This window comes from Streptomyces sp. DH12 (assembly GCF_020873895.1).
Taxonomy (GTDB): domain Bacteria; phylum Actinomycetota; class Actinomycetes; order Streptomycetales; family Streptomycetaceae; genus Streptomyces.
This window is the reverse complement of the sequence record NZ_JAHWGT010000015.1, coordinates 151,280-169,911: the sequence shown is the minus strand read 5'-3', so window position 1 is coordinate 169,911 and position 18,632 is coordinate 151,280. Positions and strand designations below refer to the sequence as shown.

The window sequence follows — 18,632 nt, the reverse complement described above, 5'->3', positions numbered from 1 at the left end:
GGGCGGGGGGGGGGGGGGTGGGGGCGGGGGGCTGGGGGCTGAGGCGGCGTTGACGCGGTGGCGGGAAGGCCGGGAGGCCGAGCCGTGTGGGGCGTGGGCGGGTCGCGCGGCTCTCCTCGGACGGCCGGGGCGGGGCGGTGGGCGTGTGGGACAGTGGCCCGCATGGTGCTGACTGCCCGGAACCCGCGCTTCCCTCTCGGTGTCCCTGACGCGGCGGGCGGTCTGCCGTGCGTCGGGGTGTCGGAGGTCGGGGCCCTCCCGGCGCCCGGCGCGCCGTGAGCGGCGGTTGGCGCTGCCGGGGCGTCCGGTGGGTCGCGGGCCGGCCCGTCTGGGCATGGGAGGGCGGGCGGACCAGCCCGCTCACCCACGGGCGGGTGCTCGGCTTCCGCGTCACGGGGGAGCGGCGCTGCCCCGGAGCGCGCGGCCACCCCTGCCCCACCGGTGCCGTCGTCCCCGCCCGGAGCACCGGCGGCACCTGCCCCGAGTGCGCGCGGCTCGACCGCGCGCACTCCGTCGCCGCCGACACCGCCCTGGACGACCCGCGCGTGTTCCGCGTGTACCTCGCCTGGTTCGGCGGCGCGCTGCTCAAGGTCGGCATCACCGCCGAGGAGCGGGGTGACGCGCGCCTCCTCGAACAGGGGGCCGTCGCCTTCGCCTGGCTCGGGCGCGGGCCGCTGATGGCCGCCCGGCGGACCGAGGAGGTGCTGGGCGCCGCGCTCGGCGTGCCCGACCGGATCCCGTACGCGGCGAAGCGGCAGGCCCGGGTCGAGCTGCCGGGGCCCGCCGCGAGGGCCGAGCGCGTCGAACGCGCCCACCGGGACGCCCGCGCCGTCGGGGGCTGGGCGGACACCCTGGAGGCGTTGCCGTTCGACGGAGTGCGCGATCACGTCGAGGTGTTCGGGCTGCGGCACGTGGAGCGGATCGACGGCCTCGTCGGCGCCCTCTCCGCGGGCGGGCGGCTGCACGGGACCGTGCTCGCCGTCGCGGGCCCCGACCTGCACCTGGAGCTGGACGACGGGCGGCAGGTCGTGCTCGACGGCCGGCTCGCGGCGGGGTGGGAGCTCGCCCGCGCGGACGGCGGTACGACCCTGCCGGTCGAGGTGGTGCAACGTGGCCTGTTCTGACCGCCCGCGGTGCCGCCGCGCCCCGAAGGGCCGGTGACGGGGGGTCGGGTGGGGTAGGGGTGCCGGTGGGCGACAGGGCGCGGTCGGCAGGGCAGGAGCGCGGCGCGGGGAGGCCGGCGGGATGAGTGGCAGGGGCGAACCGGGTGGCGAGGCGGGCCGCGGGCCGGGCGGTGGCGCAGGCGGCCGGCCGGGCGGTGGGGCAGGCGGCCGGCCGGGCGGTGGGGCAGGCGGTGAACCGGGCGGCGGGCCCGTCGGCGGGCCCGTCGGTGGGCAGGGCGGCAGTTCGGGTGCCGGGGCGGGTGGCGCGCCGCAGGGGGCGCGGCCCGGCGGGGGGCGCGGGGACGACGAGGCCGCGGCCGTACGGGCCGTCGCCCGCCGGCTCGGGCTGCCCGGCCTCCTCGACGTGCACACGCACTTCATGCCCGACCGCGTCCTGCGCAAGGTCTGGGCCTACTTCGACGGCGTCGAGCACCTGACCGGCTTCGCCTGGCCGATCACCTACCGCGAGGAGGAGGACCGGCGGGTCGAACTGCTGCGCCGGTTCGGGGTGCTGCGGTTCACGTCGCTGGTCTACCCGCACAAGGCCGGCATGGCCCGCTGGCTCAACGACTGGGCGGCCGACTTCTCCGCGCGGGTGCCGGAGTGCCTGTGCACCGGGACGCTCTACCCGGAGGAGGGTGTCGGGCGGTACGTCACCGAGCACCTCGACCGCGGGGCGCGGGTGTTCAAGGTGCACCTCCAGGTCGGCGACTTCAACCCGAACGACCCGCTCCTCGACCCGGCGTGGGGCGCCCTCGCCGACACCCGGACACCGGTCGTCGTCCACTGCGGCTCCGGGCCCACGCCCGGCGCCCACACGGGCCCCGGCCCCGTCGGGCGGCTGCTCGCGCGGCACCCGCGGCTGCGGGTGGTCGTCGCGCACATGGGCATGCCGGAGTACGCCGACTTCCTGGACCTCGCCGAGCGGTACGACGAGGTGCGCCTCGACACCACGATGGTCTTCACCGACTTCTCCGAGCGCCTCGCGCCCTTCCCCCGCCGGGAGCACGGGCGGCTCCTCGCCCTCGGCGACCGCGTCCTGCTCGGCAGCGACTTCCCCAACATCCCCTACGGCTACCTCCACCAGTTGGAGGCCCTGGAACGGCTCGGCCTCGGGGACGACTGGCTGCGGGGCGTGCTCCACGGCAACGCCGCCGCCCTCTTCGCCGAGGCGGACGCCGGGACCGACGCGGGCCGGACCGACGCGGGCCGGGCCGGCGCGGGTCCGGCCGGGGTGGGCGGGGCCGGGGTGGGATCCGGCGCCGATTCTCAGGGAATTCACAGGAACGCGTAAGCCGCCTCTCACGCCGCCGCAGCAGCGTGGTGCCATGACCGTCACCCCCCTCCAGGCCCGCACCGGCACGCGCCGCCCCGACGGCGGCGCCGTCCGCGTCCTCGTCGTCGGCGACGAGCCGTCCCTCTCGGAGCTGCTGTCCCTCGCCCTCCGCTACGAGGGCTGGGAGGTGCGCAGCGCGGAGAACGGCGCCGAGGCGGTGCGCGCCGCACGCGACTTCCGGCCCGACGCCGTCGTCCTCGACGTGATGCTGCCCGACATGGACGGGCTGAGCGTCCTCCAGCGGCTGCGGCGCGACCGCTCGGAGGTGCCCGTGCTGTTCCTGACGGCGAAGGACCCCGCCGAGGACCGCATCGCCGGGCTCACCGCGGGCGGCGACGACTTCGTGACGAAGCCGTTCAGCCTGGAGGAGGTCGTCGCCCGGCTGCGCGGCCTGGTCCGCCGCTCCGGTGCCGGGCTCGAACGCGGCGGGTCGGTGCTGGTCGTCGGTGATCTGACCCTCGACGAGGACAGCCACGAGGTGACGCGGGGCGGACGGGGCATCCACCTGACCGCCACCGAGTTCGAACTGCTGCGCTTCCTGATGCGCAACCCGCGACGCGTGCTGAGCAAGGCGCAGATCCTCGACCGCGTGTGGTCCTACGACTTCGGTGGCCACGCCAACGTCGTCGAGCTGTACATCTCCTACCTCCGCCGCAAGATCGACGCCGGTCGTCCACCGATGATCCACACCCGGCGGGGCGCCGGCTACCTGATCAAGCCCGGCGAGTGAGGTGGGGCCGGGCGGGGCCCGTCGCCGCGGACCGGGCTCGCCGTCCGCGCGGTGGCGCTGATCGCCGCCGTCGCGGCGCAGGGCCGGAAAGCAGCGACCGGAAATAATCGCTATACGGCGTAAGAGACAGTCCTTTACGGTGTAAGGCACCCTCCCCTTACGCCGTAAAAGGAGTGCCCCGTGACGGCGACGACCGCCGAGAACCCGCCCACCGCCGCCGCCTCCGGCGGCGGCCACCCGCAGCGCTGGCTGATCCTCGCCGTCATCTGCCTGGCCCAGCTCACCGTGCTGCTCGACAACACCGTCCTCAACGTGGCGATCCCCTCCCTCACCCGGGAGCTCGACGCGTCCACCGCCGACATCCAGTGGATGATCAACGCTTACGCCCTCGTCCAGTCCGGTCTCCTGCTGACCGCGGGCAATGCCGCCGACCGGTACGGGCGCAAGCGGATGCTCCTCACCGGCCTCGCGCTCTTCGGTATCGGCTCGCTCGCCGCCGGGCTGGCGCAGAGCTCGTCCCAGCTCATCGCCGCCCGCGCGGGCATGGGCGTCGGCGGGGCGCTGCTGATGACGACGACGCTCGCCGTCGTCGTGCAGATCTTCGACGACACGGAGCGGGTCAAGGCCATCGCCCTCTGGTCCACGGTCAGCTCGCTCGGCTTCGCCGCCGGCCCCCTGCTGGGCGGGTTCGTGCTCGACCACTTCTGGTGGGGCGCCATCTTCCTGGTGAACCTGCCGGTCGCCGTGGTCGGCCTCGTCGCCGTGGCCTTCCTCGTACCGGAGTCCCGCCACAAGCAGGGCGACCGCCCCGACCTGCTCGGCGCCGTACTGTCCACGGTCGGCATGACGGCCCTGGTGTACGCCATCATCAACGGCCCCGAGCACGGCTGGACCTCCGGCCAGGTCCTGGGCGCGGCCTCGCTGGGCCTGGTGGTCATGGGCGCGTTCGCGTTCTGGGAGCTGCGCGTCCCGTACCCCATGCTGGACCTGCACTTCTTCCGCGACCAGCGGTTCGTGGGAGCGGTCGCGGGCGCGATCCTCGTCGCGTTCGGCATGACCGGCTCGCTGTTCCTGCTCACCCAGCACCTGCAGTTCGTCCTCGGGTACGACCCGCTCGACGCCGGTCTGCGCACGGCCCCGCTCGCCCTGACCGTCGTCGTGCTGAACCTCAGCGGGGTCGGGGCCCGTGCGCTGTCGAAGCTCGGCACGCCCCTCACGATCGGCCTCGGCATGGCGCTGGTCTCGGCCGGGCTCGCCTCGATCGCGCTCCTGGGCGGGGCCCACGGCTACGGCGGGATGCTCCTCGGCCTCGTCGTCATGGGCGCGGGCGTCTCCCTGTCCATGCCGGCCATGGCCAACGCCATCATGAGCGCCATACCGCCGGAGAAGGCCGGCGTCGGCGCCGGCATCAACGGCACCCTCGCCGAGTTCGGCAACGGCCTGGGCGTCGCCGTGCTCGGTGCCGTGCTGAACGCGCGGTTCGCCGCCCTCGCCTCGGTCACCGCCGCCTCCCTGCCGGCGGCGCTCGCCGCGGCGGAGGGCCCGGCGGAGCGGACCCGTGTCGCCGACGCGTTCGCGGCGGGCCTGGAGACGAGCCAACTGGTCGGCGCGGTCGCGGTTCTCGCGGGCGGCCTGCTCGCGGCGCTGCTGCTGCGACGGGCGGAGCGGCAGGCCCAGGCCCCGGCATAGCATCGGCGGCACGGACCGGAACGGACCGAGGAGGAGGCCATGGTGGCGGCAGCCGACCGCGACACGAAGCGCCCGGCACGCATGAGCGTCTGGCTGGACGGCAAGGCGGCGTCGTCCCGGGGCCGCCGGGCGGGCGGCGACCACCCGTCCGGCCTGGACCGCGACCGCATCACGGCGGCGACGGTCCGACTGCTGGACGAGGAGGGCCTCGCCGGGTTCTCCATGCGCCGGCTCGCCGCCGAGCTGGACGTCACCGCGATGTCCCTGTACTGGTACGTCGATTCCAAGGACGACCTGCTGGAGCTCGCCAGCGATGCGGCGGTGGGCGAGGTGCCGCTGCCCGAGGAGGGCGACGGCGAGGGGGAGGGCGGTGACTGGCGCGAGCGGCTGCGCCACCTCGCCGAGGGGTACCGGGCCCTGCTCGTCCGCCACCCGTGGATGTCCCCGCTGATGGGCCGCTTCCTCAACATCGGGCCGAACTGGGCCGGGTTCGCCCTGTCCGTGCAGCGGAGCGTCCGCGCCACCGGCCTGCCCCCGGACCGCCAGGCGGGCGCCATCGCGGCGGTCTTCCAGTTCGTGTACGGCTTCGGCACGATCGAGGGCCACTTCCGCAGGCGCTGCGAGGAGGCCGGCGTCAGCCAGGACGAGTACTACCAGTACGCCATGAGCACCCTCGACGAGCAGCCGAAGCTGGCCCCGCTCGTCGAGGCGGCCGCGGAGATGACGGCGGCCCGGGGCGGCGGGACGGTGGACGAGATGCGCGACCGGGACTTCGCCGTCGCCTTCGAGCTGCTGATCGCGGGCATCGAGGCGATGGCCCGCGACGCCCGCCCCTGACACCGGCCGCGGCCGGGGCGGCGCGCGCCGCTCACTTTGCCGAGCAGCCGGGGCAGGTGCCCGGCAGGGCCGCGCGGAAGGCCCGGTCGCACGCGTCGCAGTTCTGGAGGGGCAGCGGCCGGGTCTCCTCGGGTGGCGGGGGGAGTACCGGCGGCATCCAGGTCCGCAGCCGGTACTCGACGAACCGGCCCGGCCACCGGATGGTCCCGGGCGGCAGGTCGCCGACGAGGATGCGGGCGGTGACCCCCGGGCCCGTACCCCGGTCGAGCCACTTGCGCGCGAGGGGCGCCAGACGGTGGACGTCCTGTTCGGACAGGACGATCCGGGGCTCCCGCTGCCGCAGCCGGACCAGCAGGTCGGCGGCGGGTCGCAGGTCCTCCGGCAGCGCGCTCGGCGCCGCCTCCGGCCCACGCCCGGCGGCGCTGTCGGCGCTGCTCCCGCTCCGGCACTCGGGCCCCCGGGTCCCGGCCCGCGCGACCGCCGTCGGAGGAGGCTTCGGTGTGCCGGGCTCGCGGTACGCCGGGTGCTCGAACCACCGGGTGCGGGTGACGATCCGCGCGCCGTCCACGCGGTGCCGGGTGCGCTCCAGGTACCCGGCGGCCTCCAACTCGTTGAGCGCCTGCCCGATACGGCGCTCCCCCTCGCGGAACCGGGCCGTCAGCGTCCGGATGCTGACGACGGCTCCGTCGGGGAGCGACTGGATGTACACGCCGATGCCGATGGCGCAGGCGGAAAGGCCGGGGTGCTGGGCGAGGTGGTTGCCGACCACCGTGAACCGCTCGCGGTGGCGGTGGCGGACGTGGGTCACTCCTGCGGCTGAAGAGCCGCCGCCCGCGAGGGCACGCGCGTTAGACTGCGCAACAGTCATCGGGAAGGTCCTTGCTTCCTGCTGATCAGGCCCTCGACCGGGATGCCAGTCCCGCCGGGGGCCGAAGTCTTTTGTGGAGTCGGTGATTTGGCGCGACCGTACCGCGCCGTACTCCCGATCTGCCACTTGCTCACCCGAACGGGTGAGACGTGCTGGTTTGGACGGGAGTGGGTCCTTCTCCGAGTGCGTTGAGGGGAGCACGCGCCCCTCCGCCGCCCACCCCACCGGGACGCGAGAACGCCGACCCGGTCGGCGCGGGCGGAAGGAAGTGAGGCCCCGGTGGGCGGGTGCGGGCGTCCCCTCCCGCACTCCGGCCACCGGGGCCTTCTCCTGCCGGGCGCGCCGCCCTCCGCTACGGAGCGGCGCGCCCGGGGTTCACTGGTCGGCGTCGGCCTTCGCGCTCTTGAGCGCGACCTCGCGGATGAACAGCGTCACCACGAAGGCGAGTAGGGCGAACGGCGCCGAGTAGAGGAAGATGTCGCCGACGGCGTGCCCGTACGCGCTCTCCATCACCAGGCGGATCGGCTCCGGCAGCTTCTCCAGGTCGGGGATGCCGCCGCCGGCCGTGCCGCCGTGGCCCAGGGCCGCGCCCTGCGGGCCGAGGGCGGTGAGGCCGTCCTTGACGTACTCCGTCACCTTGTTCGCCATGACCGCGCCCAGCGCGGAGACGCCCACGGCGCCGCCCAGGGAGCGGAAGAACGTCACGACCGAGGAGGCGGCGCCCAGGTCGGCGGTGGCCACCTGGTTCTGGGTGCACAGGACCAGGTTCTGCATCATCATGCCGAGGCCCAGTCCGAGGATCGCCATGTACACCGCGACGTGCCAGTACGGGGTGTCGTACCGCAGGCCGCCGAGCAGCCCGAGGCCGGCCGTCACCAGCGCGCCACCGGTCACCAGCCATGCCTTCCAGCGGCCGGTCCGGGTGATCACCAGACCGGAGACGGTGGACGACACGAACAGGCCCGCGATCATCGGTATGGTCATGACGCCGGACATGGTGGGGCTCTTGTCCCGGGCCAGCTGGAAGTACTGACTGAAGAAGACCGTGCCCGCGAACATCGCGACACCGACGAAGAGCGAGGCCAGCGAGGCCAGCGTGATGGTGCGGTTGCGGAAGAGGCGCAGCGGGATGATCGGGTCGCTCGCGCGGGACTCCACCAGCACGAACGCCGCCCCGAGCAGCAGCGAGCCGCCCACCATCAGATACGTCTGCCACGACATCCAGTCGTACTTGTCCCCCGCGAAGGTCACCCACACGAGCAGCAGCGACACGGCGGCGCTGATCAGGACGGCGCCCGACCAGTCGACCTTGACCTCCCGCCGGACCACCGGCAGGCGCAGCGTCTTCTGCAGCACGATCAGCGCGAGGACGGCGAAGGGCACGCCCACGTAGAAGCACCAGCGCCAGCCCAGCCAGTCGGTGTCCGTGATGACACCGCCGAGCAGGGGGCCGCCGACCGTCGCGACGGCGAAGGTCGCCCCGAGGTAACCGGAGTACCGGCCGCGCTCACGCGGGGAGATCATCGCGGCCATGACGATCTGGGCGAGCGCCGACAGACCGCCGACCCCGACGCCCTGGACGACGCGGCAGGCGATCAGCATGCCCGAGCTCTGCGACAGGCCCGCGACGATCGAGCCGACGACGTAGATGACGAGTGCCAGCTGGACGAGCAGCTTCTTCGAGAAGAGGTCCGCGAGCTTGCCCCACAGCGGAGTGGTCGCCGTCATCGCCAGGAGCGACGCCGTCACCACCCAGGTGTAGGCGCTCTGGCCGCCGCCGAGGTCGGAGATGATCTCGGGTAGGGCGTTGGAGACGATCGTCGACGACAGGATGGCGACGAACATGCCGAGCAGCAGCCCGGACAGCGCCTCCATGATCTGTCGGTGCGTCATCGGCCCGCCGGCGGCCCCGTCGGCGTGGCCGTCCCGCACGTCGTTCGGTGTGGTCGTAGCCATGAACTTCCTTATGCGTACGTCGTCTGCGTCGTCGTGTGTGGTGGTTCCGGTTCCGCCTGCGGGGCCCACTTCGCCCGCGGGTCCTGTTCCGCGTGCGGGGTCCGCGTCCTCGTCGGCTGTGCCCGGCAGTCCCCGAAGGAGCCGCGCAGGCGGGCCAGCAAGGTGATCAGCTGTCCGACCTCGTCGTCGGACCAGTCCCCGAGCCGGTCCGCGAACAGGTCCGCGGCCCGCCGTCCGAGGTCCTGGAGGACCGCCCGGCCGTCCGGGGTGAGCCGCAGGATGCGGGAGCGCCGGTCACCCGGGTCGGGTGAACGCTCCACCCAGTCGCGTTCCACGACGTGGGCGACGTGGCGGCTGGTCACCGACATGTCGATGGCCATCAGCTCCGCCAGCCGGCTCATCCGCATGTCCCCGTACCGGTCCAGCAGGGCCAGCACCGCGGCGGCCCCGCTGGGGCACTCGGTGGGGAGCATCCGTGCGATGCCGCGCTTGACGGCTCCGACGGCGCTGAGCTGGCGGGCCAACTCCTCGTACTGCCTGCGTGCTGCCACCGTCGGCACCTCCGCATCTTGTTGCTTAGGGCAACGATATGTGTGGATGGTTGCTACAGGCAAATGAAAAGGGGGCGTAAGCGGCCAAAGACCTGGCAAAGAAAGGCCATGATCGTTCCAGGGGGCGCCCGGGGTGGGGCGGGAGGGCCGGGTTCGCTAGGGTCCTGCCCCATGGCACACAACCCGCACGCCCCCCAGGGTCCCGAGGGCAACCACGACCCCGCGGGCTCGACCCAGATGTTCCGCGCCTTCGTCGACGAGGGCGCCCCGCAGCGGCAGCAGCAGGCCGTCGTCCAGTCGTCCGGCCCGCGCGTCGGCCTGATCGCCGGCGTGGTGGTGGCGGTCGCGGTCATCGCCGCGGTCGCCTGGCTCGCCCTGTCCTGACCCCTGCCGGCGCCGAGCGCGCCGTACGGACCCGCCCCCGCCGGCACGCACGGTGCGCGGACGCTGCCCGGTCGGTACGTGCGGCGGGCGCTGCTCGGCCGTCGCGCGAGGCGGGCGCTGCCCCGTGAGTGCGTGCGGCGGGGCGGCGTGCGGCGCCGCGGTCCGGCCCCGACGCGTCGCGGGCCACGCCATCGACCCGTGCGCCGGGTCGATCGCGTGGCCCGCCTGGCTTTCCGCCCCGAGGGGACGGCTCAGTCGGAGATGAGCCCCTCCCGCAGCTGCGCCAGCGTGCGCGTCAGGAGGCGGGAGACGTGCATCTGCGAGATGCCGACCTCCTCGCCGATCTGCGACTGCGTCATGTTCGCGAAGAAGCGCAGCATGATGATCTGCCGCTCCCGCGTGGGCAGTTTGGCCAGCAGCGGCTTCAGCGACTCCCGGTACTCGACGCCCTCCAGCGCGCTGTCCTCGTAGCCGAGGCGGTCGGCGAGCGAGCCCTCGCCGCCGTCGTCCTCCAGCGAGGGCGAGTCGAGCGACGACGCGGTGTAGGCGTTGCCCACGGCGAGGCCGTCCACGACGTCGTCCTCCGACACCCCGAGCACGGCGGCGAGTTCGGGGACGGTAGGGGAGCGGTCCAGCTTCTGCGCGAGTTCGTCGCTGGCCTTGGTGAGCGCGAGGCGCAGCTCCTGGAGGCGGCGCGGCACGCGCACGGACCAGGAGGTGTCGCGGAAGAAGCGCTTGATCTCCCCGACCACCGTGGGCATCGCGAACGTCGGGAACTCCACGCCCCGTTCGCAGTCGAACCGGTCGATCGCCTTGATCAGGCCGATGGTCCCGACCTGGACGATGTCCTCCATGGGCTCGTTCCGGGAGCGGAAGCGGGCCGCCGCGTACCGCACGAGCGGCAGGTTGAGCTCGATGAGCGTGTCACGCACGTACGTGCGCTCCGGGCTGTCCGCCGCCGAGCCCGCCGCGTCCAGGGTGCGGAGGCGGAGGAACAGGGAGCGGGAGAGCGTACGCGTGTCGATGGCTTCCGAGGAGTCGAGAAGCGCGGCCGGTTCGCTCTTGGTGAGCGTCAGCACCTTCGAGCTGCCCTGTTCTGCGGACATGCCACCCCCTTGAGGTCGCGGATGGTCGCGGTGGCCGCGACCATCGGGAGGAACGCAGCCTCCACGTGAATACCGGCGCCGAGACTGCGGCAAACACGGTTCCAGCAGAATGTCACATGTCGGCAACACGCTGTAGTGACTTGTCGACATGCAACAGGCGAATCTGTGCGGGAATCGGGGGGTGTGGGGCTTTTGGAACGGCTGATTGTGGTCCAAACAGGTCTACCCGTTCCAGCTACGCATCGATCCTGTTTGCGGACCTCAACCGGGCGAAGCTGCGCGCGAGGAGCCTTGACACGTGCATCTGCGAGACGCCGAGCTCCTGGCTGATCTGCGACTGCGTCAAGTTCCGGTAGTACCGGAGCATCAGGATCCGCTGCTCCCGCTCGGGCAGTTGGACGAGCAGGTGCCGGACCAGGTCGCGGTGCTCGACACCGGCGAGGGCGGGGTCCTCGTACCCGAGCCGGTCCAGCAGGCCGGGCAGTCCGTCCCCTTCCTGGGCGGCCTCCAGGGAGGTCGCGTGGTACGAGCGGCCGGCCTCGATGCAGGACAGGACCTCGTCCTCGGAGATCTTCAGGCGCTCGGCGATCTCGGCGGTGGTCGGGGAGCGGCCGTGGAGGGTGGTGAGGTCCTCGGTGGCGCCGTTCACCTGTACCCACAGCTCGTGCAGCCGCCGCGGCACGTGCACGGTGCGGACGTTGTCCCGGAAGTACCGCTTGATCTCCCCGACGACCGTGGGCATCGCGAAGGTGGGGAACTGCACCCCGCGGTCCGGGTCGAACCGGTCGATGGCGTTGATCAGGCCGATCGTGCCGACCTGGACGACGTCCTCCATCGGCTCGTTCCGGGAGCGGAAGCGGGCGGCGGCGTAGCGCACGAGCGGCAGGTTCGCCTCGATGAGGGCCGCGCGCACCCGGCCGTGCTCGGGGGTGCCGCGCTCCAGCTTCTTCAGCTCGCCGAAGAGCACCTGGGTGAGTGCCCGGGTGTCCGCCGCCCGGCGCGGCCGCGGGTCGTCGTCCGGCTCGGTCTCCGGCTCGGTCTCCGGGACGGGCGCAGGGGTGGTCTCCGGGGCGGGCGCGGGGGTGGTCTCCGGGACGGGCGCGGGGGCGGGCCCGGCATCGGGCCGGGCAGCCGGCTGGGTGTCCGGCTGGGCGTCGGTCGCGGTGCCGGGGGGCTCACCCGACCCGCTCCCGGGGGCGCTTCTGGGGCCGCCCGGGGCGCTGCCCCGGGGCTCGCCGCGGGGTTCGCACTTCGGCTCGTTCTGGGGCGGCACCTGGTGAGGCGTGGTACTGGCCGGCACGTTCACGCCACCCCTTCGCGGCTAACGATCAACTTCGGTCAACTCATCCGTCAAAAGCGGTCATAGCATCACAACACATGTCCACTGTGTGCAAGCACCGGGTGACGCCGTGTTGAGGTGCCGGAGCGGCCGTACGCGAAGGAGCCCCGCACGGTCACGTGCGGGGCTCCCGGGGGTGGAGGGGGTGCGAGCGCCGTCAGAACTCGTAGTCGGCGATCACCCAAGTGGCGAACTCCCGCCACTGTCCGGCGGCCGCCTGGTGTGCGGGGTGCTCGATGTACCGCTTGAGCGCGTCCAAGTCCTCGACGGCGGAGTTGATGGCGAAGTCGTACGCGATCGGCCGGTCGGTGATGTTCCAGGCGCACTCCCAGGTCGTCAGCTCCGGGATGACGTCACCGAGCTCCTGGAAGGCGCGTACGCCCGCCCCGACGCGGGGCTCGTCCCGCTGTACACCCTCGTTGAGCTTGAAGAGGACCAGGTGGCGGATCACGCGGACTCCTAGTTGATCAGCGCGGTCATGAACTGGCCGACCGCGTGAGCGGCGCTCGAAATGCCCTCGAAGCCTATCTGCACCAGATCGGCGGACCGCTCGGGGGACTGGATGATCGTGTAGGCCACGAACACGGTCAGCGCGTACAGCGTGATCTTCTTCGCCTGCGCCATCGTCGCCGTCTCCCCGTTCCCCTGTGATGCCCTGGCGGTCGGGTGAGTCTAACCGAGCGATCAAGGGCCAAGACCGCCAGGAACGGGGCCCTTTGCCCCTCCGGGTGACAGGGCCGGAGGGCGCCCCGGAGCGCGGTGGGACGGGGGGCGGGGAGGGAGAGTGGGCGATGCCGTGGGGAAACGCCGAAGGGGCGGCCCGTGGGGCCGCCCCTTCGATGAGAGCGGTAGCGGAGGGATTTGAACCCTCGGTGACTTGCGCCACACTCGCTTTCGAGGCGAGCTCCTTCGGCCGCTCGGACACGCTACCGAGAGAGAGCTTAGCCCAAAGGAGCCCGGACGCTGAAATCCGTATCGGGTGACGCGCCAGGTCGGCTGCGGAACGCCGTCCTGCTGGCCGCACCGATGTCCGTGCGGGCGTCCGGGCTGGCGTCCGTGTCACGGCCCGATACCGGTGTTCGTGCCGGTGCCGGTGTGGGTGCTTGTGTCGGTGTGGGTGCTTGTGTCGGTGGTTGTGCCGGTGTCCGCGCCCGGCTCAGCGGTCGCGGAAGAAGCGGGTGAGTTGCTCGGCGCACTCCTCGGCGAGTACCCCGTGCACCACCTCCGGCCGGTGGTTCAGCCGTCGGTCCCGTACGAGGTCCCAGAGGGAGCCGACGGCGCCCGCCTTCTCGTCGAGGGCGCCGAACACCACCCGGTCGACGCGGGACTGGACGAGCGCGCCCGCGCACATCACGCACGGCTCCAGCGTCACGACGAGGGTGCAGCCCGTCAGGCGCCACGCCCCGAGCCGCTCGGCCGCGCGGCGCAGCGCCAACACCTCGGCGTGCGCGGTGGGATCGCCGGTGGCCTCGCGTTCGTTGTGGCCGGTCGCGACGAGGGAGCCGTCCGGTCCGAGCACCACCGCGCCGACCGGCACGTCGCCGGCCAGCGCGGCTCGCCCGGCCTCCGCCAGCGCCCGCTCCATGGCCGCCCGCCAGGGGGCGCGCACGGGGTCGGGGGCCGCGGCCTCCGTCGATATGCGGTCGGGAAGGGCAGGGTCTTGCACTAGCGGACGGTCTCCAGCACCTCGGAGGCCCCGAGGGCGTCCGTGATCTCGGTGAGCGCGTCGGTCTCCAGAGCCAGCAGCTCCTTCTCCGACAGGCCCAGGTCGTTCAGGATCAGCCGGTCCCCGACCGGCGCGGCGGGTACGGTCCCGGCCGCCGCCTCCGTCTCCTCCTCGGTCTCGTCCTCCGTGTCGGCCGGCTCCCCGTCCTCGGTGCCGTCCAGGTCCAGCGCGTCCAGGTCGGCCGCGTCGTCGTCCCGGTCGGCGCCCAGCAGTTCCTTGGTCAGGATCTCCCCGTAGGAGGAGCGGGCAGCGGCCGCCCCGTCCGACACGAAGATGCGAGGGTCCTCCTCGCCCTCCACGCGGACGATGCCGAACCACGCGTCCTCCTGCTCGATGAAGACGAGCACCGGGTCGTCGTCCGGCGAGGCTTCGCGGGCCAGGCCGATCAGATCCGCCAGGGTCTCCACATCGTCGAGCTCTGTGTCGCTCGTTACCCACCCGTCTTCGGTGAGCGTGAGCAGTGCGGCGAAGTACACCGTGACTCTCCCACTGATCAGAGGTGTGACGATCGGGCGGCACGCTCCTGAATGGCCCGCCCACTCGGCATCGTGGCAGATGCGGGCCCTTGAGGAGAGGTGTTCCGCTCTTGCGTCGTGCACCAGTCTGGGCCGCGACCCGGTCGGCGTCACCCTCCGGCCCCTCTCACCGCCGATGGTCACCAACGGTCACGGGCCACCGGCGGGGGCCGCCCGTGCGGGCCGTCCGGGCCAGCCCGGCCCCACGGCCGCCTCCTCACGGCCACGCCTCCACGGCCGTGCCCTGCCGGGCGGGCGGGCGGCATGAGCGGCGGGCGGGTGGGCCTGAGCGGCGGGCCGGCGGGCTGAGCGCCGGGCGGGCGGCCTCGGCGCCGGTCGGGCGGGCTAGCGTCGGGCCGCGGCGCGGGGCCTCACCAGCGGAACGTCCGCATGCGCATCGCCTGCCGCATCCGTGCCGCCCGCGCGCGGCGCGGCTGGACGCGCTCGCGCAGCGCCCGTGCCTCGTTCAGCTCGCGTAGGAACTGCGCCCGGCGGCGCCTGCGCTCCGTCTCGTCCGACGCCTTCCGGCCGTCGGGTCCTTCCTGGTCAGGCATGGCCACACCACCACCCCAGGGCTGCGTTCGTCCGACTCCACCTTCCCTCGGCTGCGTGGGTTGATGCCAGTGCGGGCTACTGTTGTGCGCATGCGGATCCACGTCGTCGACCACCCGCTGGTGGCGCACAAACTCACCACGCTGCGCGACAGGCGCACCGACTCCCCGACCTTCCGGCGGCTCGCCGACGAGCTGGTCACCCTGCTCGCGTACGAGGCCACCCGGGACGTGCGCACCGAGCAGGTCGACATCGAGACGCCCGTGACGGCGACGGCCGGCGTGAAGTTGTCGCACCCGCGCCCCCTGGTGGTGCCGATCCTGCGCGCCGGCCTCGGCATGCTCGACGGCATGGTGCGGCTGCTGCCGACCGCCGAGGTGGGCTTCCTCGGCATGATCCGCAACGAGGAGACGCTGGAGGCGTCGACCTACGCCACGCGCATGCCCGAGGACCTCTCCGGGCGCCAGGTGTACGTGCTCGACCCCATGCTGGCCACGGGTGGCACGCTCGTCGCCGCGATCAGGGAGCTGATCAGGCGCGGGGCCGACGACGTCACGGCGGTCGTGCTGCTGGCGGCGCCGGAGGGCGTCGAGGTCATGGAGCGGGAGCTGGCGGGCGCGCCGGTCACGGTCGTCACGGCCTCGGTCGACGAGCGGCTCAACGAGCACGGCTACATCGTCCCGGGCCTCGGTGACGCGGGCGACCGCATGTACGGCGCCGCGGAGTAACACCGCTCGGAGTCTCGCGAGGGCGTCCCGGCTCGGCCGGGGCGCCCTCGCGTACGTCGTTCCCGGCGCCGGCGGCCGTCCGGTTCCCGTGGTCGTCCGGTTCCAGCGGTCGTCCAGTTCCGCTGGCTGTCCGGTTCCGGGGGGCGTCCCGTTCCGGCGGTCGTCCCGTTCCGGTGGCCGTCCGGTTCCTGTGGCCGGCCGGACGGCCTGACCTGGTGGTCGGCTCCTCGAAGGCCGGGGCTCGCCCCCGCCCCTCCGGGCTCAGCCGCCCGCGCGCCCCTGCCGACACTCAGCCCTCCCCCCCCCCGCGGGTCCCTGCCGGTTCAGCCCTTCTCGGGGACGCAGGTGGGCGTCTTGGGCTTGGGGTGCAGCAGTGCCGTCATCGCGGCCGTCGCGTCCTGCGGTGCGGTGAGGGCGCTGAAGGCAGTGCCGATGATCAGGTCGACGTCGGCCGTGGCGCGTGCGTCCGTCCGGGACGTGGCGCCCTTCAGCTGCGTGCCCAGCACGGGGAAGGCGCCCTTCGTCGCGTCCGGCGCGCCCAGCAGTATCCCGGCGCCAGGCACCTTCTTGTCGTACGTCGCCGGGGCGTTGCCGACCTTCCCGATCGTGAAGCCCCGCTTCTTGAGCTCGTCCGCCGTGGTCTTGGCGAGGCCGCTGCGCGGCGTCGCGTTGTACACGTTCACCGTGATGTCGGCGGGCTTCGGGAAGGTGACGGCGGCCACGGCCGGCGAGGGGCTGGCGGTCGCGCAGGCGGGCCCGGCGGTGGCGGGCCGTGCGGCGTCCCCGCTCCCGCCGCCGAACACGTCGATGAGCTGGTACGTTCCCCAGCCGGCCAGGCCGAGCGCGGCGGTGGCGGCGATACCGGCGGCCACGATGCGACCACGGCGACGGGGTCGTCGCATACGGGGGTAAGCGGTGCCCGTGACGCGGTACTTTCCGCCCATACCGGGGGGAGTGAGCATGCTCATGGGCGCAGCGTAATGCGGCCCGCCGACTATGCCTACTAAACGATCAGAGGCTGAGGGCCGGACGGGTGGCAAACGTGCCGGAAAGGGTCAGTCGAGTTCCAGCACGCGGGCGTGGAGCACCTGACGCTGCTGGAGGGCAGCGCGCACGGCGCGGTGGAGGCCGTCCTCGAGGTACAGATCGCCCTGCCACTTCACGACGTGCGCGAAGAGGTCGCCGTAGAACGTCGAGTCCTCGGCGAGGAGCGTTTCGAGGTCCAGCTGGCCCTTGGTGGTCACGAGCTGATCGAGGCGGACCGGACGCGGCGCGACATCCGCCCACTGCCGGGTGCTTTCCCGGCCGTGGTCGGGATACGGCCGCCCGTTACCGATGCGCTTGAAGATCACACGGAAAGCCTACCGGGCGAGCGGCTCCCGGCGCAGCCACGCACGAGTGGCACCCGCTCCGGCATGGGCGGCATACCGGATCATCCGGGCATTTCGCCGGATGGGTCGGTGCGCTCGGAGCGTACGCCGGGTGCGCGGCGGCAGAAGTGCGCCTCCCGGCGGGCGCCGCGGCCCGGCGACGGGCGCGGCCCCGCGGCGCCGCGCCCGTCGCCGGGCTGTCGCCCGTCGGGTCCGTTACTCCGTGGGCTCGTGGCCGTGGTCGTCGTGGAGGCCGCCGCCGCTGCCGGCGTCACCGTCCGTCGGGACCGTCTCGACCGGCGTGCGCAGCGAGCTGATGTCGTGGGCGTAGGTGCCCACGGCATTGGCTATGACGTCGATGTTGACGTCGAACGCCCGCATGTCGATGTTGTCGATGTCGTCGCAGGCCGCGTGGTAGCAGGGGTCGTACGCGATGCCGGCCGTACCGCCGAACTTCTTGGCCTGCGCCGCCGTCTTCACGCCCTCGGCGCCGGTGAACGTGCCGCCGGCGGGGATGCCCACCGCGATGAACGGTCCGTAGTCGGAGCGGCCGGTGAAGTCGGTGCCCTCGTGCGGGGTGCCCCGGCGGTCGAGGAAGGTGTTGATGTCCCGCTCCAGCTGGGCGGAGCCCGTCGGGCCGGCCGGGGCGCCGACGCCGTCGGAGTTGTCGCCGTCGTAGACGAACAGGCCGTAGTTCGGCGAGGCGATCATGTCGAAGTTGAGGTAGAGCTTGATCTCCTTGCGGCTCAGGTCGTCGAGCGCGCCGACGTAGTGCTCCGAGCCGAGCAGCCCGTTCTCCTCGGCGCCCCACCAGGCGAAGCGGACCTTGTTGGTCGCCTTGTGCTTGTGCGGGGCGAACTTCAGCGCCACGTCCAGGAGGCCCGCGGAGCCGGAGCCGTTGTCGTTGATGCCGGGGCCGGCGGTGACGGAGTCCAGGTGCGAACCGAGCATCACCGTGTTCGCGGCGTTGCCCCGCTGGGTCTCGGCGATGACGTTCCGCGTGGACCGCATCTGCTGGATCTGACGGATGTCCAGCTTCACCTGCACCGAGCCGGCGGCCACGGCAGCGGCGAGGGCCTCGCCGTCCGCCTGGCTGACGCCGCCCGTGGGGATCTTGCCCGCTTCGACGGAGCCGAGCGTCCCGCCGAGTGCGCCCTCGACGTTGTTGTAGACGAGGGCGCCGACGGCGCCGGCCGCGGCGGCGTTCTCCTGCTTGGCGGCGAAGGTGCAGCCGCCGCGCTTGATCAGCGCGATCTTGCCGGTGAAGGTGCCGGCCGCGAAGTCGGCCGGCTCGCAGCCGTGCGAGCCGTCGGCGTCGACGGGAGCGGCGGCGAGGGCGGCCGTGATGCCGCCGACCGGCGTGGACTTGGTGTACGTCATCGCGGAGACGGTCACGTCACGCGGGTCGGGCGACACGACGGAGAGCTTCTGCGCCTGCGTCTCCGTGTACATGAACGAGAACTCCTGGTACGACACGTCGTACCCGGCCTTCTTCAACTGCTGGTACACGTACGCCGCCGAGGCGTCGTAGCCCAGGGTGCCGGCGGCGCGGTTGCCCCCGGCCGTGTCGGCTATCTGCTGGAACTTCCGCAGGTGCCGGTGGGCGCTGTCGGCGGAGGCCGATTCCACGAGCTTCCGGGCGAGTTGGGACGCCTCCTTGGCCGGGGTCGCGCGACCGGCGGAGGCGGGGGAGGCAGAGGCCAGCAGAAGCGGGGTGGCGAGTGCGGCTGCGGCCAGGGTGGCCACGGCTCTGCGAGGGGATGCGTTCACAGAGGTCCTTCC

20 protein-coding genes and 1 tRNA gene are annotated in these 18,632 nt (G+C 73.0%); 7 read left to right on the top strand and 14 right to left on the bottom strand.

Going from position 1 to position 18,632, the window contains the following annotated elements; translation table 11 throughout:
* The first annotated feature begins 374 nt into the window (after window positions 1–374).
* From LPA54_RS16435 to LPA54_RS16415, 5 genes are all read left to right on the top strand, one after another.
* A complete protein-coding gene (locus LPA54_RS16435) occupies window positions 375–1,124 on the top strand; it encodes a DUF2797 domain-containing protein (RefSeq protein ID WP_308112857.1) in 750 nt (249 codons plus the stop codon).
* Between the two features lie 121 nt (window positions 1,125–1,245).
* On the top strand, window positions 1,246–2,457 hold the full coding sequence (locus tag LPA54_RS16430; protein ID WP_228978295.1) for an amidohydrolase family protein: 1,212 nt from the start codon (window positions 1,246–1,248) through the stop codon (window positions 2,455–2,457).
* A 34-nt stretch (window positions 2,458–2,491) separates the two neighbouring features.
* Entirely contained in the window at window positions 2,492–3,229 is a 738-nt protein-coding gene (locus tag LPA54_RS16425) for a response regulator transcription factor (RefSeq protein WP_228978293.1), read from the top strand.
* Between the two features lie 180 nt (window positions 3,230–3,409).
* Window positions 3,410–4,918 carry an MFS transporter gene (locus LPA54_RS16420; RefSeq protein ID WP_228978292.1) on the top strand — a complete coding sequence of 503 codons (1,509 nt, stop codon included), beginning with the start codon at window positions 3,410–3,412 and terminating at the stop codon, window positions 4,916–4,918.
* Between the two features lie 39 nt (window positions 4,919–4,957).
* The gene (locus LPA54_RS16415; RefSeq protein WP_228978289.1) at window positions 4,958–5,755 is read left to right on the top strand and encodes a TetR/AcrR family transcriptional regulator; all 798 of its coding nucleotides are present in this window, start codon (window positions 4,958–4,960) and stop codon (window positions 5,753–5,755) included.
* Window positions 5,756–5,786: 31 nt separating this feature from the next.
* Here LPA54_RS16415 and LPA54_RS16410 read toward each other — a convergent pair whose 3' ends face one another.
* The 3 genes from LPA54_RS16410 to LPA54_RS16400 all read right to left on the bottom strand — a co-directional run bounded on the left by LPA54_RS16410 (window position 5,787) and on the right by LPA54_RS16400 (window position 9,130).
* Window positions 5,787–6,563: a helix-turn-helix domain-containing protein gene (locus LPA54_RS16410; RefSeq protein ID WP_228978286.1), complete on the bottom strand. Its 777-nt coding sequence runs from the start codon at window positions 6,561–6,563 to the stop codon at window positions 5,787–5,789.
* 435 nt (window positions 6,564–6,998) lie between these two features.
* The gene (locus LPA54_RS16405; RefSeq protein ID WP_228978284.1) at window positions 6,999–8,579 is read right to left on the bottom strand and encodes an MDR family MFS transporter; all 1,581 of its coding nucleotides are present in this window, start codon (window positions 8,577–8,579) and stop codon (window positions 6,999–7,001) included.
* 8 nt (window positions 8,580–8,587) lie between these two features.
* Window positions 8,588–9,130: a MarR family transcriptional regulator gene (locus LPA54_RS16400; RefSeq protein WP_228978281.1), complete on the bottom strand. Its 543-nt coding sequence runs from the start codon at window positions 9,128–9,130 to the stop codon at window positions 8,588–8,590.
* Window positions 9,131–9,301: 171 nt separating this feature from the next.
* On the opposite strand from LPA54_RS16400, the gene LPA54_RS16395 reads away from it, so the two are divergent.
* On the top strand, window positions 9,302–9,514 hold the full coding sequence (locus LPA54_RS16395; RefSeq protein WP_228978280.1) for a hypothetical protein: 213 nt from the start codon (window positions 9,302–9,304) through the stop codon (window positions 9,512–9,514).
* A 251-nt stretch (window positions 9,515–9,765) separates the two neighbouring features.
* On the opposite strand, the gene LPA54_RS16390 is transcribed toward LPA54_RS16395, so the two are convergent.
* The 8 genes from LPA54_RS16390 to LPA54_RS16355 all read right to left on the bottom strand — a co-directional run bounded on the left by LPA54_RS16390 (window position 9,766) and on the right by LPA54_RS16355 (window position 14,754).
* Complete coding sequence (locus tag LPA54_RS16390; protein WP_228978278.1) at window positions 9,766–10,620, bottom strand: RNA polymerase sigma factor SigF; 855 nt, start codon at window positions 10,618–10,620, stop codon at window positions 9,766–9,768.
* 235 nt (window positions 10,621–10,855) lie between these two features.
* The gene (locus tag LPA54_RS16385) at window positions 10,856–11,920 is read right to left on the bottom strand and encodes an RNA polymerase sigma factor SigF (RefSeq protein WP_228978276.1); all 1,065 of its coding nucleotides are present in this window, start codon (window positions 11,918–11,920) and stop codon (window positions 10,856–10,858) included.
* 196 nt (window positions 11,921–12,116) lie between these two features.
* The gene (locus LPA54_RS16380) at window positions 12,117–12,410 is read right to left on the bottom strand and encodes a Dabb family protein (RefSeq protein WP_228978273.1); all 294 of its coding nucleotides are present in this window, start codon (window positions 12,408–12,410) and stop codon (window positions 12,117–12,119) included.
* 8 nt (window positions 12,411–12,418) lie between these two features.
* Complete coding sequence (locus LPA54_RS16375) at window positions 12,419–12,583, bottom strand: hypothetical protein (RefSeq protein WP_228978271.1); 165 nt, start codon at window positions 12,581–12,583, stop codon at window positions 12,419–12,421.
* A 222-nt stretch (window positions 12,584–12,805) separates the two neighbouring features.
* Window positions 12,806–12,890 (bottom strand) — tRNA-Ser (locus LPA54_RS16370).
* 225 nt (window positions 12,891–13,115) lie between these two features.
* Complete coding sequence (tadA, locus tag LPA54_RS16365) at window positions 13,116–13,544, bottom strand: tRNA adenosine(34) deaminase TadA (protein WP_267487223.1); 429 nt, start codon at window positions 13,542–13,544, stop codon at window positions 13,116–13,118.
* Between the two features lie 80 nt (window positions 13,545–13,624).
* Window positions 13,625–14,161: a hypothetical protein gene (locus LPA54_RS16360; protein ID WP_228978268.1), complete on the bottom strand. Its 537-nt coding sequence runs from the start codon at window positions 14,159–14,161 to the stop codon at window positions 13,625–13,627.
* A 410-nt stretch (window positions 14,162–14,571) separates the two neighbouring features.
* Complete coding sequence (locus LPA54_RS16355) at window positions 14,572–14,754, bottom strand: hypothetical protein (RefSeq protein WP_228978266.1); 183 nt, start codon at window positions 14,752–14,754, stop codon at window positions 14,572–14,574.
* A 90-nt stretch (window positions 14,755–14,844) separates the two neighbouring features.
* On the opposite strand from LPA54_RS16355, the gene upp reads away from it, so the two are divergent.
* Window positions 14,845–15,480 (top strand): uracil phosphoribosyltransferase, encoded by a 636-nt coding sequence (gene upp, locus LPA54_RS16350; protein ID WP_228978264.1) that lies wholly within the window; start codon window positions 14,845–14,847, stop codon window positions 15,478–15,480.
* 323 nt (window positions 15,481–15,803) lie between these two features.
* On the opposite strand, the gene LPA54_RS16345 is transcribed toward upp, so the two are convergent.
* The 3 genes from LPA54_RS16345 to LPA54_RS16335 all read right to left on the bottom strand — a co-directional run bounded on the left by LPA54_RS16345 (window position 15,804) and on the right by LPA54_RS16335 (window position 18,620).
* Window positions 15,804–16,448, bottom strand: a complete 645-nt coding sequence (locus tag LPA54_RS16345; protein ID WP_228978262.1) for a LytR C-terminal domain-containing protein — start codon at window positions 16,446–16,448, stop codon at window positions 15,804–15,806.
* Between the two features lie 87 nt (window positions 16,449–16,535).
* Window positions 16,536–16,832 carry a type II toxin-antitoxin system VapB family antitoxin gene (locus LPA54_RS16340; protein ID WP_003999914.1) on the bottom strand — a complete coding sequence of 99 codons (297 nt, stop codon included), beginning with the start codon at window positions 16,830–16,832 and terminating at the stop codon, window positions 16,536–16,538.
* 234 nt (window positions 16,833–17,066) lie between these two features.
* On the bottom strand, window positions 17,067–18,620 hold the full coding sequence (locus tag LPA54_RS16335; RefSeq protein WP_228978259.1) for a M28 family metallopeptidase: 1,554 nt from the start codon (window positions 18,618–18,620) through the stop codon (window positions 17,067–17,069).
* Window positions 18,621–18,632: the final 12 nt, after the last annotated feature.